The organism is Pristimantibacillus sp. PTI5, assembly GCF_048572955.1.
In the GTDB taxonomy this organism is placed as follows: domain Bacteria; phylum Bacillota; class Bacilli; order Paenibacillales; family Paenibacillaceae; genus Pristimantibacillus.
Genome location: NZ_CP183886.1, coordinates 3,305,001 through 3,320,372, shown reverse-complemented (window position 1 = coordinate 3,320,372; position 15,372 = coordinate 3,305,001). Strand labels below are relative to the sequence as shown.

Genomic DNA, 15,372 nt, shown 5'->3' with positions numbered 1-15,372 from the left:
CGCGGTCAAATATAAGCATCGTATAAGTCTAAAATTTATACTTTCTTATATTTTATGAATGCTAAGATTGTTTGTTTTCGGTAAGCGCAAGGAAGCTGCCCAGCAGCTGCATGCCGAGCTCTCCGCTTTTTTCCGGATGGAACTGCATCCCGAATACGTTGCCGCGTCCGACGATCGCCGTCACCTGCTGGTGATAGTCGGTCGTCGCAAGCAGGTCGGATGCCTGCTCCGGCTTCGCATGGAAGGAGTGCACGAAATACACATGCCCCTCGGTCAGGCCGCTGAACAGCGGCGACTGCTCCTGCAGGAACGATAGCTTATTCCAGCCCATGTGCGGAATTTTGTAATCGCCGGAGAAACGGACCACTTTGCCCGGAAGCAGGTTCAGGCCCTCGTTGGTGCCGTACTCCTCGCTTTCCGTGAACAGCAGCTGCATGCCTAGGCAAATGCCCAGCATCGGCTTGCCGGAGGCCGCATAGGCTTTGGTTACCTCATCCAGCTTTGTCTCGCGCAGGTTTTGCATCGCATCGCCAAAAGCGCCAACGCCGGGCAGGATCGCTCCAGCCGCGGCAGCAATCGTCTGCGGGTCATCGGTAATGACCGCCTCGTAGCCAAGCCGCTCAACCGCTTTGCTTACGCTGTGCAGGTTGCCCATGCCGTAATCGATGATAGCGATCATGCTACAGCACTCCTTTCGTCGAAGGCACTCCTTGTACGCGAGGATCAATGCTCGTTGCTTCATCCAGCGCACGTCCAAGCGCCTTGAACACCGCTTCAATCATGTGATGCGTGTTTTTGCCGTAGTGTACGATGACGTGAAGCGTGATGCGCGACTCCAGCGCCAGCTTCCACAGAAACTCGTGAACAAGCTCCGTCGAGAAGCTGCCTACTTGCGCGGAAGGATATTCAGCGCGGTATTCGAAATGCGGACGGTTGCTGACGTCGATGATAACCTGCGCAAGCGCCTCATCCATCGGAACGAATACGCTGGCGTAACGTTTGATGCCGCGTTTGTCGCCCAGCGCCTCGCGGAGGGTTTGACCGATGCAAATGCCGATATCCTCTACCGTGTGGTGATCATCAATGTCGATATCGCCGCGCGCTTCCAGCTCTAGGTTGAACTGGCCGTGCTTTGTAAACAAGTCAAGCATATGGTTAAGGAAAGGCACATCCGTATCAATTTTCGTTTCGCCTGTTCCGTCTACTGCAAATGTAAGCTTAATGTCCGTTTCATTCGTCTTGCGTGCCACCGATGCTTCACGTACCCGATTTTCCGACACTTTTATTCCTTCTTCCTATTGTAGTATATCGTTCACGGCATAACCTCGAGTGGCTGTGCCGGGCAGATCGAACCCGTTAATTCGGTTAGCCTCATTTGATTTATGTCACCGCTGTAATGCACACCAGCTAATCGAAGCTTAGAAAGGCTGCAGCGGAAATAGGTCATCATAGGTCATTGAGGATGGCGCCTTTCAGCAACCTTCCTCCATTAACCGCGTTCCTTCTCCAGGCGAATCTCGATTGCGCGCGCATGCCCTTCCAGTCCTTCGTGACGGGCAAGCGTCATGATTTTTTCGCCATTGGCAAGCAGCGCTTCTTTGCTGTAGTAAATCAAGCTCGACTTCTTCAAGAAATCGTCGACGTTAACCGGCGATGAGAAACGGGCCGTGCCGTTTGTCGGGATGATGTGATTCGGTCCCGCAAAATAATCCCCAACCGGCTCCGAGCTGTAAGGCCCGAGGAAAATCGCGCCGGCATTTTGGATATAACCGAGCAGGCGCATCGGATCAACCGTCAGCACCTCCAGGTGCTCAGGCGCAAGCTGATTGACGACGTCGATACCCGCTTCAATCGAGTCGACGAGCAATACGGCGCCGTAGCTGTCAATGGAGCTGCGGGCGATGTCCTGGCGCGGCAGCGTCGACAGCTGCCGCTCTACCTCCGCTGCAACAGCTTCCGCAAGCTGCTGCGACGGCGTAACCAATATCGCCGAAGCCATCTCGTCATGCTCTGCCTGCGACAACAGATCCGCGGCGATGTACGCGGGATCGGCCGAATCGTCGGCAAGCACGACGATTTCACTTGGTCCGGCGATACTGTCGATATCGACGGCACCGAATACGGCGCGCTTCGCCAGCGCCACGTAAATGTTGCCCGGTCCGCAAATTTTATCGACCGGAGCAATGCTGGCCGTGCCGTACGCAAGCGCGGCAATGGCCTGAGCCCCGCCGACCCGGTACATCTCCTTGACGCCCGCTTCCGCGGCGGCAACGAGAATATACGGGTCGATGCCCGCAGTGCCGCCGGTTGCAGGCGGCGTCACCATGACAATCTCCGGCACGCCGGCTACCTGCGCCGGAATGACATTCATCAGCACGGACGACGGATAAGCCGCCTTGCCTCCGGGCACGTATACGCCGACCCGCTTAAGGGGCCGCATAATTTGCCCGAGCAGCGTTCCGTCCTGCTGCAGATCCATCCACGAGGTCCGCATTTGCTTCTCGTGGAATACACGGACATTCACGGCCGCTTCGCGAATCGCCGTGAGAAAATCGGCGTCGACCCGCTCATACGCCGCCTGAATCTCCTCCTGCGTCACGCGCAGCGATGCCGCATCCAGCTTAACCCGGTCATGCTGCTCCGTATACCTCAGCAGCGCCGCATCCCCCTCGGCCTTTACGTCCGCGACGATCCTTAAGGCCGACTCATTTTGCTCAGGTGTTCCATACTCCACCTCGCGCTTCAATCCAAACTGCTCCGCTCGCATAATCCGCATATTATCCGCTCCTTCCAATGACTCTCCATGCTTTATCATTCTAATTATCCTTTTAGGTCCGATACTTTGCCTAAGCGCGCTATCCAGCATGCTTTTCCCGTGCTGCTTAGCTATCTGCAAAATACAGCATGCAATATCCGCCATCCCATGCCTTAGCACCTTAGCTTTCTGCTTTAGCATCCTGCTTTAGCTTTCTGCTTTAGCTTTCTGCTTTAGCGCTTGGAATCATCGTTAACCGCCTCTAGATTCCGTTTAGCCAGCGTCTCCTGCAATCGGTCGCATAGGCCTTGGATTACATCGTTTTTCATCCGGTAGCTTACCCGGTTCGCAATCAAGCGGCTCGTTATGCCGAAGATCGACTCCATCTCGACAAGCCCGTTCTCGCGCAGCGTTTGGCCCGTTTCCACCATATCGACGATCCGGTCCGCAAGTCCGATCATTGGCGCTAGCTCAATCGAGCCGTTAAGCTTAATGACCTCCACCTGCTGGCCTAATTCACGGAAATACGCAGAAGCTACATTCGGGTACTTGGTCGCTACCCGCGGATTCATCGTTGGTTTCCAATCCGGCATGCCGATAACAGACATCCTGCATTTTGCGATGCCAAGGTCCAGCAGCTCGTAAACGTCCTTATTTTCCTCCATCAGCACGTCTTTTCCGACGATACCGATATCTGCCACACCGTATTCCACATAGGTAGGAACGTCTACGGGCTTCGCCATAATGAACTCCATTCCGACCTCAGGCAGCTCGATGATCAGCTTGCGCGTATCATCAAAATCACTCGGAATCGGCAGTCCTGCCTCGCGGAACAGCTTCGACGCCACCTTGTAGATGCGGCCCTTCGGCATCGCCACTTTCAAAATATCCTTTGTTTGTCCGCTCATGTGGCGCTGCCTCCTTTGATTCCGTTGCCGTTAAACGACTGCAAAGCCGTGTACGATATACCTTTATACGTGAAAGGTTCCTCACCCTTATTCTTCACGGCATCTAACAGGCTGCTGCCGTCATCCAAACGCTCCGTTACAACGCTAATGCCCTGCGCACGCAGCTCCTGTGCTTTGACAAGCGCCTCGCCGCGTCCCTGCGTATCATAAACGATCAGCGTCCGCCCGGTTTCGCTCTCGCCCTTATCGCCCAACAGCTCCAAAATACGCGTTGTCTTAAGCGCAAAGCCCGTTGCCGGCGCCGGTCTGCCGAACTGTGCCAGCAAATTGTCATAACGTCCGCCGCTTACAACCGGGAATCCAAGATCCGCTGCATAACCTTCAAAGGTCATGCCGGTATAATATGAAAAATCGCCGATCATCGTCAGGTCAATAAGCACATGCTCGCAAACGCCGTACGCCTTCAGCACATCCCAAATCTCGCATAAATGGCGAATCGACTTCCGGGCTTGATCATCCACGCTCAGCTGCAGCGCTTGATCGCAAATCTCTTGGCCTCCGCGCAAGCGCAAAACGCCTTCAAGCTCGTTCTTTACGGATTCATCCAGTGAAAGCATGCGCAGCTGCTCGCGGTAGCCTACGAAATCGCGGCCCAGCAGGCAGCTCTTCAGCTGCTCTTGCGCATCCTTACGGCCTGGCAGCGATTCCTCCATCAACCCGTTAAGGAAGCCGACATGCCCAATCGCAATTTTAAAGCGCTCGACGCCGGCTGCCTTAAGCGATGCGATCGCAAGCGCAACAACCTCCGCGTCGGCTTCAGCCGACGAATCTCCAACAAGCTCCACGCCCGTTTGGAAAAATTCAGCCTCGCGGCCTGCTTCCTCTTCAATGGCCCGGAACACATTGGAATGGTAGGACAAGCGCTGCGGGAAATCCGCTTGCTTCAATAAGGATGAGACTACGCGCGCGATTGGCGCCGTCATATCCGAACGGAGAACCAGCGTCGTTCCGCGGTTATTTAGAAGCTTAAACAGCTTTTGGTCCGAGGTCGAACTCGCTACGCCCACCGTATCGTAGTATTCCATTGTCGGTGTAATAATTTGCTCATAGCCCCAGCCCTGCATGCAGGCCAGAACCTGGCGTTCAATATGACGCAGCTTTGCAACCGCGCCAGGCAGATAATCTTTAACGCCTATCGGCTTCTCGAATACTTTTGGTTTAGACATATAATTTCACCTTCGTTTACTTTAGTGGTTTAAAGCGATACCATGTTACCATACTAACAAAATAAAGAGTTTAGTCGTAATATTAGCATGAAAAGCTTATTTTCGTCAAGCTGGCTGCCGTCCGCCTTTGCCCAAAAAGAAAGCCCCGGCCGGCTGCGAAACGAACTCGCGCGGACGAAGCATTTAAAAGTCCATTAGTTTAAAATATTGCGCACACTCTCGTCATGCTCATTTGGCATAACCATCTCGCTGCGTCTGATTTCCCGCATCGGATTGCCGCCTACAAACGCATAAGCGGGGACATCCTTATGAATAACCGAGCCCGCGGCCACGATCGCATGATCGCCGATCGTTACGCCCGGCAATATGGTCGTATTCGCGCCAATCATAACATGAGAGCCAATGATGACGTTGCCGAGACGGTATTCCTTGATCAAATATTCATGGGTCAGAATCGTTGTATTATATCCAATAATCGTATTATCTCCAACCGATATGCGCTCTGGAAAGAAGACATCGACCATCACCATAAGCGCAAATGCGGTATGCTCTCCGACCTTCATGCCGAGCAATCGGCGGTAAATCCAATTTTTTAGCGGAAGGACCGGGCAGTACCGCGCAAGCTGGATAAAGATGAAATTACGGACGGACTTGAATCGGCTTACCGTCGAATACACCTGCCAAAGCGCGTTTGGTCCTTCCACTGGATATCGTTCAACTTTGCGCAAGCGTCTCCCGCTCCAATCCTACAAACGTATAAAGATCACGCATGTCATGGATAACATGATGAGCTCCCGCCTCCATCAGCCTTTGCTCGCCCTTAAGCGACCAAGCTACGCCTACGGCTATGGCGCCCGCGGCAATCGCGGATTCAATATCCACCACGCTGTCGCCTACCATCATCGTCGTTACCGGATCTGCGCCGAGCAGGCCGATGGCTTTGCTCACGGGTTCCGCATGCGGTTTAGGATTAACAACATCATCAATCGTTACAATGGCATCGACATAGTCGAACAATCCCACGTATTTCAAGCCGCGCTCCGTGGTCAACCGCATTTTGGTCGTCACGATTCCGATTTGGATGCCTTGTCCATGCAGTCTTGCTATGACTTTATTCACATAATCGAATGATTTCACATAATTATCATGCAGCCGTAAATTCACTTCTCGATAGGCTGCCACAAGATCGGTGACATCCTCGAGTCCTGAGAACCGTTTCATCTGATCCGTTAAAGGCTCTCCCATACTCGGAATAATGTGTTCTCTTCCAAAGCCTTCGGGTGCTACGCCCTGCAAAGATTCAATAAACGAGCGGATAATAAGCTCATTGGTGTCGAGAATGGTGCCGTCCAAATCGAACAGCATTGTTTTGATCGTATCCGTCATTGGTAAACCTCCCTAGATTGCGCTAACGCTTGCTAACTTCGTCTTCTTTACTGGAGCTTGCATTGTGGACTGCATTAACGGATGCTGTATCGCTGCCGCCATTACGCTCCGGCTTGGTTGTCGTAATGGGATCAAGATAGCGCGCAGTTGCGAGGCCGGTCTTGCGGCGTACGATAATAAGCGCGATTGCTCCGATAATTAAGAGCAAGGCCAATACCTGTGAAATCCTAATGTTGCCGTAAGCCGGGTCCAAATAACCTTGTTTAAACAAGACCTCCATCGGCGTCCATAGACCATTAATGAAAGAAGCCAGCCAAGATGGCCCTCTAAAGGCCAAGCTGTCGGTACGCAGCGCTTCAATGAAGAAGCGGCCGATCGAATACCAGATAAAATAGCTGGCCATCAGCTCGCCTGCACGCAGAAACTTTTGACGGCGCAGGATAAGCAGAATGATAATGCCGACTAAGCTCCACACCGATTCATATAGAAACGCAGGGTGGCGATATGCGCCTTGAACCAGCATCTGATCCACGATAAAGGATGGCAGGTGAAGCGTATTGCGCAGGAAGGACTCCGAAACTTCTCCGCCGTAAGCCTCTTGGTTCATGAAGTTGCCCCAGCGTCCGATCATTTGGCCCGCGAGCAGCCCGGGTACGCAAATATCCACCAAACGCCAAAAGCTATAGCCCTTATAGCGGAAATAAAAGAACCCGCAAATAAATGCCCCAATAATCGCGCCATAAATGGCGATTCCGCCATTCCATATCTTGAATACATCTACAAAATTACCTTTGTAATCTTCCCATTTGAAAGCTACATAATAAATTCGGGCGCAAATAATTGCGGAAGGAACGCCGATCAGGAGCAAGTCCATAAAGAAATCCGGCTTTATGCCGAACCTCTTTCCTTCCTGCACGCAAAACAGCAGGCCTACTAATGCCGCCGCTCCCAAAATAATGCCATACCAATGCACTTCGATTGCACCTAACGAGAAGGCAATTGGATTGAGTATCAATGTCTTCATTCTTTTATATCCCCTTTAGGTTCAATCGTATTCATCCATATCGTCGGCAATCGTTTCCGTCAGCTTATTCGTGAATTGCAGCGCCGCATTGTAGCCCATCCGTTTCAAACGGAAATTCATCGCTGCTACCTCGATAATGACGGCCAAGTTCCGTCCTGGACGTACGGGTACAGTAACGAGCGTAACGTCTGTCTCGATAATTCGCGTCGTTTCCTCATCCAGACCAAGGCGGTCATATTGCTTATCCTGCTGCCAATTTTCAAGCTTAATAACGAGGCCGATACGCTTTTGCGTACGTACTGCCCCTGCCCCGAACAGCGTCATGACATTAATGATCCCTAGTCCCCTAATTTCGAGCAGGTGACGGATCAGCTCAGGCGCGCTGCCGTGCAGCTGCGCATCCGAGGTTTGCATAATCTCTACCGCGTCATCCGCAACAAGCCTATGGCCGCGTTTGACAAGCTCTAATGCCGTCTCGCTTTTGCCAATGCCGCTTCCTCCGGTAATGAGCATCCCTACGCCATATACGTCTACAAGAACGCCGTGAATCGTTGCAGTCGGAGCGAGCTTCCGCTCTAAGAAATCAGTTATACGGCTCGACAAAATTGTCGTAGCAATATTGCTCCGCAGCAATGGGATCTGCATCTCGTTGCATTGCTCGACAAGCTCTTGAGGCGCTTCCAATCCCCGTGTCAAAATAATGCATGGCGTATCCTCATTACAGAGGCGAACCATGCGATCCTTGCGTTCTTCACTGCCTAGCATATTCAAGAACGAGATTTCCGTTCGGCCAAGCAGTTGTACCCGCTCGCTTGGATGGTAGTGGAAATAACCTGCCATTTCAAGACCCGGTCGATACAAGTCATCTACCGTAATCGCACGCTTCATTCCGTCCTCGCCAGCTATAATTTCGAGCTGAAATTGTTTGACGAGCTCAGATACTTTCACTTTCTTCGGCATCGTAGGGCCTCCCTCATATGGCAACTGCTTTTGTGTATGTAAGTTTTTTTCTAATGTCTTCATCGTAAAGGAAAAAGGCGCCAAACGCAACGTTTGCTCCGCTGCCAAGCGGCTTTCTTTCGCTTCAAGATTTGAGATGCCGGCAATAGGCATTCGATCATTTTACAAAAAAAGAACGGCCGGATAATCCGGCCGTTCTTTCTCCATACTATTTATTAAGCTTCGAAAATGTTAAGTTCTGTCGCTTTGTCGAACAAGTGTACTTTGTTCATATCAAGCGCAAGCTTAACGCTTGTGCCATCACGTAGACCGGAGCGGCCATCAACACGAGCGATAACTGTGTCAGTGCCGATACCGTTCAGGTACAAGTACATTTCGTGACCAAGGTTCTCAGCAACCTCTACATTTGCGTTTACGATTGTTTGCGGTGAAGCTTCCAAGAATACTGGCTCTTCGTGAAGATCCTCTGGACGAATGCCTAGAATCACTTCTTTGCCGATGTACCCTTTCGAGCGAAGAATTGCTGCTTTGCCTTCAGGAACAACTACATCAACGCCGCTTGCTTTGAAACGAAGCGCGCCGCCTTGTTCTGTAAGGGATCCGCTGATGAAGTTCATCGATGGAGCACCGATAAAACCAGCAACGAAGATGTTTACAGGGTGGTTGTAGAGCTCTTCAGGAGAAGCTGTTTGTTGAATGAAACCGTCTTTCATAACAACGATACGGTCACCCATTGTCATTGCTTCGATTTGGTCATGCGTTACGTAGATCGTTGTTGTTTCAAGACGTTTTGTAAGCTTGCTGATTTCAGCACGCATTTGTCCACGAAGTTTCGCGTCCAAGTTGGAAAGCGGCTCATCCATCAAGAATACTTGCGGCTCACGAACGATTGCGCGCCCTAGAGCGACACGTTGACGTTGACCACCGGAAAGAGCTTTTGGTTTACGGTCAAGCAAATGCTCGATATCAAGAATTTTAGCAGCTTCACGAACGCGTTTGTCGATGTCTGCTTTTTTGAATTTACGAAGTTTAAGGCCGAAAGCCATGTTTTGGTAAACGTTCATGTGCGGGTACAACGCGTAGGATTGGAATACCATCGCGATGTCGCGGTCTTTAGGAGCAACATCGTTCACAAGGCGGTCGCCGATGAACAATTTGCCTTCGGAAATTTCTTCAAGGCCTGCAATCATACGAAGAGTTGTCGATTTACCGCAACCGGATGGTCCGACCAATACGAGAAACTCTTTGTCCTTAATATCTAAGTTAACGTCAGTAACCGATGCTTTGTCAGTACCCGGGTATTTTTTGTAAATGCCTTCTAAACGTACGCCTGCCATGATAATTTTCCCCCTAGAAAGAAATTTCGATATGCCTATATCTTATCCCACGCAGGAGCTTGTGACTATGCACATACTTTACAAAAAAACTAATTTCTTTTCGTAACTTTGTACAATAGTAATATAATTTTGACTAGAACAGCATCTCTGAACTGACGAACATCAAGCCCAGTCTCTTGTTTAAGCTTATCCAAGCGATATAATAACGTATTACGATGTATATATAATTTCTTTGCGGTCTCACTTACATTGCAGTCCAGTGTGAAAAATGTATCCAGCGTGCTTAGCATTTCCGATTCCACGAACAGATCCGCTCTTTTTAAGGACTGCTCTAAATATTTGGCGCGCTGTGCATCCGGAATCGAATTAAGCAGCCGCTCCAGCTGAAGCATCCATGGCAGATGTATGTTTGTGCCTACATGGAATTTACGTCCAAGATTAATGGTTTCCCTCAGCAGCATGGTTGTTTCGATCATTCCCTTAGCCGGCGATGTCGGGTGCGCCACCGCTAAGTGGCACTCGCCTATCCATTCGCTTGCCAGCATCTCGTGCAGTCCGAGACCGATCGAAGCAAGACTTTCCTCTAGCGACTCCTCTTCCTGTTCGTCAAAGGCATCCGAATCCTCATCTCTTAACAAGGAGATTGAGCCCCATATGAGCCATTCCTGGCTTTTCAAAGGTATGAGCAAAATATCATCGGACATAAATGACCGAAGCAGCTTTTCCAGCCCCGAATAAGTAGCTTGCAGGGTACCCTGCTGTTCCGTTACGAGCAGAAAAGGAATCATTTCATTGAATAAGCGGCTGCCGACCGTAAGATGGTCCGGTAATGAATAAGCAGGCTCGTCTGATTCCAGCTGTTTCTGGATCCAATCGCCCAGCTTAAGGGCTTGTCTCTCCGTTTCAGAGAGCGCCGCGCTTTTTTTCTCGGCAAGCGTTCCCCGGTTAAGCCGCAGCGTCCAACTGATCAGCTCTTTTTCAGTGGCTTGAAGGGAGGACCCCTCGAGCTCCAGCAGGTCTACTTCATAATCGCTGGACGAAATGACAATCCACGTTTTGCTTTCTTTTTCTACACGTTGTCCTTCTATAGGAGAAGATACCGTGTTATCGCCTAACCACACCTCATCGGCATTGCTTATTAAATCGTTCCACTCCGCTATTGATTTCGATACAGCATGCACCGGACAGTTCAAAATGTGCTCCAGCGGCTTCAACCAGTCTGTCGTGCTCATTTCTCTATCTCCAATCTCCGTAAGCGAGCGGCTGTGCGCGGACCACATACTGAATCCGCGCAATTGACAATTAGCAGCTTCATATAAGCGGATTAATGATTAAAAAGCATATATCCTATCGGTATAGAATATCGCTTTTTTCCGTCATTGTACCATATGAGCCTTGTTAATTCAGCTTATAGCTAATAAAAGAATGATCGACAGCAGCGCAAACAGCGCGGCAATCAGATATAGAAACGAGACCGTTTGTACCTGGCTAAGACCCCATTTCATCAAAAGATGATGCGTATGCAGCTTGTCCGCGCGATGTAAACCCTTGCCGCTTATCAGCCTTCGCAGCATAACGTAAACGGTATCGAAGATTGGCAATCCAAGCGCAAGGAGCGGAACAAGCAAAGTGATGAACGTCGCTCTTTTGAACGTCCCGTCAACCGCAATGACCGCTAGTGTATAACCCAAAAAAGTCGCGCCTGCATCCCCCATAAATATCCGGGCAGGATAAAAATTGTGCACCAAAAAACCAAAGCATGCGCCTGCAACGATTATGGCAAGAATGGCGGTACTCGGCTGCCCTTTGATTAAGGCCACGGTCAAAAGCGTAAGCGCGGATAACGTGCATACGCCCGAAGCAAGTCCATCAACTCCGTCTATAAAATTAATCATATTGATCAAGGCAAACACCCAGAGCATTGTCGTGAGCCAGGAGAGCCAGTCCGGAAACGATAAAAACAAACTGGTAAACGGATTCGCGATACCCGCAATTTTGATGTGAAAAAAGGTCGGTATCGATGCCGCACCCATATAAAGAATCACACGCGGCCATACCGGAAAGTCTTTCCCCTTTGCTTTAAAGGCATCATCTAGGAGTCCGACGACAACAAGCAATGATCCTCCGGAAACAATGGTCCAGGTCAGAGGAGTGAAGCCTATAAAAATAAACATAGCAATTACGCAGCCAACAAAAATAGCCGCTCCCCCCATCAGAGGAATCGGCTTATTATGTATCTTCCTTTGATTTGGACGATCTACAAAGCCAAGACGCAGCGCAAAGACCCGAAGCGGAGGTACGCTTGCAAATACAATCGCAAAGCTAATCAAAGCCGCCAGTCCATATACCATTGCAACTACCCCTTTTTCTGTTTAATTACCTTGTGTATACATTGTTCCCTTATATCGATAAAATACAAGAAACAAATCATACCTATTTGACCGAAATCGGCATTCATGGTAATATTTATTCATAGTTTACTTATCGGATTAATGTATTATTTACTCTCACCATTATGTAGTCGAAAGAGGAGTGCGCACATGCCGAATATCGTTATTATTTCCGGAAGCCCAAATGCTTCATCACGTTTAAACGGAATCACGCAGTATGTTGAACAGCAGCTTATTGAGAAAAATATTGCCGTAGATCTTATTACGGTCGTATCCCTGCCCGCTGAAGATCTTATTCATGCAAGGTTTGGCAGTCCCGCAATAGTAGAGGCCAACAAATTAGTTGAGAATGCCGATGCTGTTATCATTGCCAGCCCCGTTTACAAAGCTTCCTTTACCGGCGTTCTGAAAACGTTCTTGGATCTGCTTCCGCAAAAAGGGCTAGACGGCAAAATAATTGCCCCATTGTTTATCGGCGGTACCATCGCGCATCTTCTCTCTATTGACTATTCCCTTAAGCCGGTACTCGCATCCATGGGCGCCAAAATATATGTAAGCGGCGTTTATGCGGTCGATTCCCAAATTAATCGTACCCAAGAGCCGAATGAAGAACCCGTCTTTGAAATTAATGAAGAACTTACGCTTCGATTAAACGAAACGGTAAATGAACTCGCACGCGAGCTTACTCTCCGCAGTAAATAACTTTGATAATTAAAAAAAGGTGCATGCTTGAGACAATTTCTGTCCCTAATCGCATGCACCTTTTATTTTGTGTTCGATAAAATCAAAAAAACCGAGAATCCTGGAATCCCCGGTTACGATGTCATTGTTAGAAAAAAATGGTGAGTCATGTAGGATTCGAACCTACGACACCCTGATTAAAAGTCAGGTGCTCTACCAACTGAGCTAATGACTCATGATGTGTAAAAAACTGGTGGAGGATGATGGATTCGAACCACCGAACTCAGAGAGAGCAGATTTACAGTCTGCCGTGTTTAGCCACTTCACTAATCCTCCATGCTATTACCTATTTTCCGTATTAACGAAAAATAAAGTGGTGGCTCGGGACGGAATCGAACCGCCGACACGAGGATTTTCAGTCCTCTGCTCTACCGACTGAGCTACCGAGCCTTACTTTAAAGAAAAATGGCGGAGCTGACGGGATTCGAACCCGCGGTCTCCTGCGTGACAGGCAGGCATGTTGGGCCACTACACCACAGCTCCAAGTGGATCCGGTCATCAAACCGAATAAGAAAATATGGTGGAGGATGACGGGATCGAACCGCCGACCCTCTGCTTGTAAGGCAGATGCTCTCCCAGCTGAGCTAATCCTCCAGATGTTACGTTAAAAAGGTAATGGTAGCGGCGAAGGGGATCGAACCCCCGACCTCACGGGTATGAACCGTACGCTCTAGCCAGCTGAGCTACACCGCCACGCTTGTCCCCCGAATAATTGTCGTTTGCAGCGTTCGGGGACACATGCAAAGTCAGAACATTACGCCCTGAAAACTGGATACGAAAGATTAGGTTTGCTGAAACCTTTTTAGCTGCTGTCTGCCGGATGTATGGGTCCATGCAAACGTTTTAGGATAAGCCCTCGACCGATTAGTATTCGTCAGCTGCACACATTGCTGTGCTTCCACCCCGAACCTATCAACCTCGTCGTCTTCAAGGGGTCTTACATACTGGGAAATCTCATCTTGAGGGGGGCTTCACGCTTAGATGCTTTCAGCGCTTATCCCGTCCGTACTTGGCTACCCAGCGGTGCTCCTGGCGGAACAACTGGTACACCAGCGGTACGTCCATCCCGGTCCTCTCGTACTAAGGACAGCTCCTCTCAAATTTCCTGCGCCCGCGACAGATAGGGACCGAACTGTCTCACGACGTTCTGAACCCAGCTCGCGTACCGCTTTAATGGGCGAACAGCCCAACCCTTGGGACCTACTTCAGCCCCAGGATGCGATGAGCCGACATCGAGGTGCCAAACCTCCCCGTCGATGTGGACTCTTGGGGGAGATAAGCCTGTTATCCCCAGGGTAGCTTTTATCCGTTGAGCGATGGCCCTTCCATTCGGTACCACCGGATCACTAAGCCCGACTTTCGTCCCTGCTCGACTTGTAGGTCTCGCAGTCAAGCTCCCTTATGCCTTTGCACTCTTCGAATGATTTCCAACCATTCTGAGGGAACCTTTGGGCGCCTCCGTTACATTTTAGGAGGCGACCGCCCCAGTCAAACTGTCCACCTGACACGGTCCCTCTGCCGGTTTCACGGCAGCAGGTTAGAACTCCGATACGATCAGGGTGGTATCCCAACGTCGCCTCCACACAAGCTGGCGCTCATGCTTCTCAGGCTCCCACCTATCCTGTACAGATCGTACCAAAGTCCAATATCAAGTTACAGTAAAGCTCCATGGGGTCTTTCCGTCTTGTCGCGGGTAACCTGCATCTTCACAGGTATTAAAATTTCACCGGATCTCTCGTTGAGACAGCGCCCAAGTCGTTACGCCATTCGTGCGGGTCAGAATTTACCTGACAAGGAATTTCGCTACCTTAGGACCGTTATAGTTACGGCCGCCGTTTACTGGGGCTTCGGTTCACAGCTTCGGGTTTAACCCCTAACCGCTCCCCTTAACCTTCCAGCACCGGGCAGGCGTCAGCCCGTATACTTCGCCTTACGGCTTCGCACAGACCTGTGTTTTTGCTAAACAGTCGCTTGGGCCTTTTCACTGCGGCCCCCTCGGGCTATAAACCCTACCGAGGCACCCCTTCTCCCGAAGTTACGGGGTCATTTTGCCGAGTTCCTTAACGAGAGTTCTTCCGCGCGCCTTAGCATGCTCTGCTCGCCTACCTGTGTCGGTTTGCGGTACGGGCACCTTCACCTGGCTAGAGGCTTTTCTTGACAGCCGGAGTACATGACCTTCGCTACTAAAATTTTCGCTCCCCATCACAGCCCAGCCTAACAGTGTGCGGATTTGCCTACACACTAGCCTCACTGCTTGGACGGGCTATTCCATCAGCCCGCGTCACTGCCCTTCTGTGTCACCCCATTGCTCATAACGGTTTACGGTGGTACAGGAATTTCAACCTGTTGTCCATCCACTACGCCTTTCGGCCTCGCGTTAGGTCCCGACTTACCCTGAGAGGACGAGCCTTCCTCAGGAACCCTTAGGCTTTCGGCGGACAAGATTCTCACTTGTCTTTTCGTTACTCATACCGGCATTCTCACTTGAATACAGTCCACCAGTCCTCACGGTCCAACTTCAATCCGTATTCAACGCTCCCCTACCCAAGTACCTAATGGTACATGTCATAGCTTCGGTGGTGTGTTTAGCCCCGTTACATTTTCGGCGCAGAGTCACTCGACCAGTGAGCTATTACGCACTCTTT

General features: G+C 50.3%; 13 protein-coding genes, 6 tRNA genes and 1 rRNA gene (1 of these 20 cut by a window edge). 1 reads left to right on the top strand and 19 read right to left on the bottom strand.

Annotated elements, in window-relative coordinates:
- Window positions 1-61: 61 nt before the first annotated feature.
- The 12 genes from hisH to ACN6MW_RS14955 all read right to left on the bottom strand — a co-directional run bounded on the left by hisH (window position 62) and on the right by ACN6MW_RS14955 (window position 11,947).
- A complete protein-coding gene (gene hisH, locus ACN6MW_RS15010; RefSeq protein ID WP_419876057.1) occupies window positions 62-679 on the bottom strand; it encodes an imidazole glycerol phosphate synthase subunit HisH in 618 nt (205 codons plus the stop codon).
- A gap of 1 nt (window position 680) precedes the next feature.
- Window positions 681-1,280: an imidazoleglycerol-phosphate dehydratase HisB gene (hisB, locus tag ACN6MW_RS15005; RefSeq protein ID WP_419876056.1), complete on the bottom strand. Its 600-nt coding sequence runs from the start codon at window positions 1,278-1,280 to the stop codon at window positions 681-683.
- 209 nt (window positions 1,281-1,489) lie between these two features.
- Window positions 1,490-2,776 carry a histidinol dehydrogenase gene (hisD, locus tag ACN6MW_RS15000; RefSeq protein ID WP_419876055.1) on the bottom strand — a complete coding sequence of 429 codons (1,287 nt, stop codon included), beginning with the start codon at window positions 2,774-2,776 and terminating at the stop codon, window positions 1,490-1,492.
- 212 nt (window positions 2,777-2,988) lie between these two features.
- Window positions 2,989-3,663, bottom strand: a complete 675-nt coding sequence (gene hisG / locus ACN6MW_RS14995) for an ATP phosphoribosyltransferase (protein WP_419876054.1) — start codon at window positions 3,661-3,663, stop codon at window positions 2,989-2,991.
- Complete coding sequence (locus ACN6MW_RS14990; RefSeq protein WP_419876053.1) at window positions 3,660-4,889, bottom strand: ATP phosphoribosyltransferase regulatory subunit; 1,230 nt, start codon at window positions 4,887-4,889, stop codon at window positions 3,660-3,662. The genes hisG and ACN6MW_RS14990 overlap by 4 nt, the downstream gene beginning before the upstream one ends.
- Before the next feature lie 194 nt (window positions 4,890-5,083).
- The gene (locus ACN6MW_RS14985) at window positions 5,084-5,617 is read right to left on the bottom strand and encodes an acyltransferase (RefSeq protein ID WP_419876052.1); all 534 of its coding nucleotides are present in this window, start codon (window positions 5,615-5,617) and stop codon (window positions 5,084-5,086) included.
- Window positions 5,604-6,275, bottom strand: a complete 672-nt coding sequence (ppaX, locus tag ACN6MW_RS14980) for a pyrophosphatase PpaX (RefSeq protein ID WP_419876051.1) — start codon at window positions 6,273-6,275, stop codon at window positions 5,604-5,606. The genes ACN6MW_RS14985 and ppaX overlap by 14 nt, the downstream gene beginning before the upstream one ends.
- 22 nt (window positions 6,276-6,297) lie before the next feature.
- On the bottom strand, window positions 6,298-7,299 hold the full coding sequence (gene lgt / locus ACN6MW_RS14975) for a prolipoprotein diacylglyceryl transferase (RefSeq protein WP_419876050.1): 1,002 nt from the start codon (window positions 7,297-7,299) through the stop codon (window positions 6,298-6,300).
- Between the two features lie 21 nt (window positions 7,300-7,320).
- Window positions 7,321-8,259, bottom strand: coding sequence for an HPr(Ser) kinase/phosphatase (hprK, locus tag ACN6MW_RS14970; protein WP_364149819.1), 939 nt, complete (start codon window positions 8,257-8,259; stop codon window positions 7,321-7,323).
- A gap of 215 nt (window positions 8,260-8,474) precedes the next feature.
- Window positions 8,475-9,596 carry an ABC transporter ATP-binding protein gene (locus tag ACN6MW_RS14965; protein WP_364149817.1) on the bottom strand — a complete coding sequence of 374 codons (1,122 nt, stop codon included), beginning with the start codon at window positions 9,594-9,596 and terminating at the stop codon, window positions 8,475-8,477.
- A gap of 89 nt (window positions 9,597-9,685) precedes the next feature.
- Entirely contained in the window at window positions 9,686-10,828 is a 1,143-nt protein-coding gene (locus tag ACN6MW_RS14960) for a PucR family transcriptional regulator (RefSeq protein WP_419876049.1), read from the bottom strand.
- Between the two features lie 171 nt (window positions 10,829-10,999).
- Window positions 11,000-11,947, bottom strand: coding sequence for a glycosyltransferase family 4 protein (locus ACN6MW_RS14955; RefSeq protein ID WP_364149813.1), 948 nt, complete (start codon window positions 11,945-11,947; stop codon window positions 11,000-11,002).
- Window positions 11,948-12,136: 189 nt separating this feature from the next.
- Between ACN6MW_RS14955 and ssuE the strand changes: the two genes are divergently transcribed.
- Window positions 12,137-12,688 (top strand): NADPH-dependent FMN reductase, encoded by a 552-nt coding sequence (gene ssuE / locus ACN6MW_RS14950; RefSeq protein WP_419876048.1) that lies wholly within the window; start codon window positions 12,137-12,139, stop codon window positions 12,686-12,688.
- Window positions 12,689-12,826: 138 nt separating this feature from the next.
- On the opposite strand, the gene ACN6MW_RS14945 is transcribed toward ssuE, so the two are convergent.
- From ACN6MW_RS14945 to ACN6MW_RS14915, 7 genes are all read right to left on the bottom strand, one after another.
- Window positions 12,827-12,902: transfer RNA gene (locus ACN6MW_RS14945), tRNA-Lys, on the bottom strand.
- Between the two features lie 16 nt (window positions 12,903-12,918).
- Window positions 12,919-13,003, bottom strand: a tRNA-Tyr gene (locus ACN6MW_RS14940).
- A gap of 38 nt (window positions 13,004-13,041) precedes the next feature.
- A tRNA-Phe gene (locus ACN6MW_RS14935) sits at window positions 13,042-13,117 on the bottom strand.
- Between the two features lie 16 nt (window positions 13,118-13,133).
- A tRNA-Asp gene (locus ACN6MW_RS14930) sits at window positions 13,134-13,210 on the bottom strand.
- 35 nt (window positions 13,211-13,245) lie between these two features.
- Window positions 13,246-13,321 (bottom strand) — tRNA-Val (locus ACN6MW_RS14925).
- 22 nt (window positions 13,322-13,343) lie between these two features.
- Window positions 13,344-13,420: transfer RNA gene (locus tag ACN6MW_RS14920), tRNA-Met, on the bottom strand.
- 151 nt (window positions 13,421-13,571) lie between these two features.
- Window positions 13,572-15,372: ribosomal RNA gene (locus tag ACN6MW_RS14915) — 23S ribosomal RNA — on the bottom strand; it runs 1,134 nt beyond the window's last position.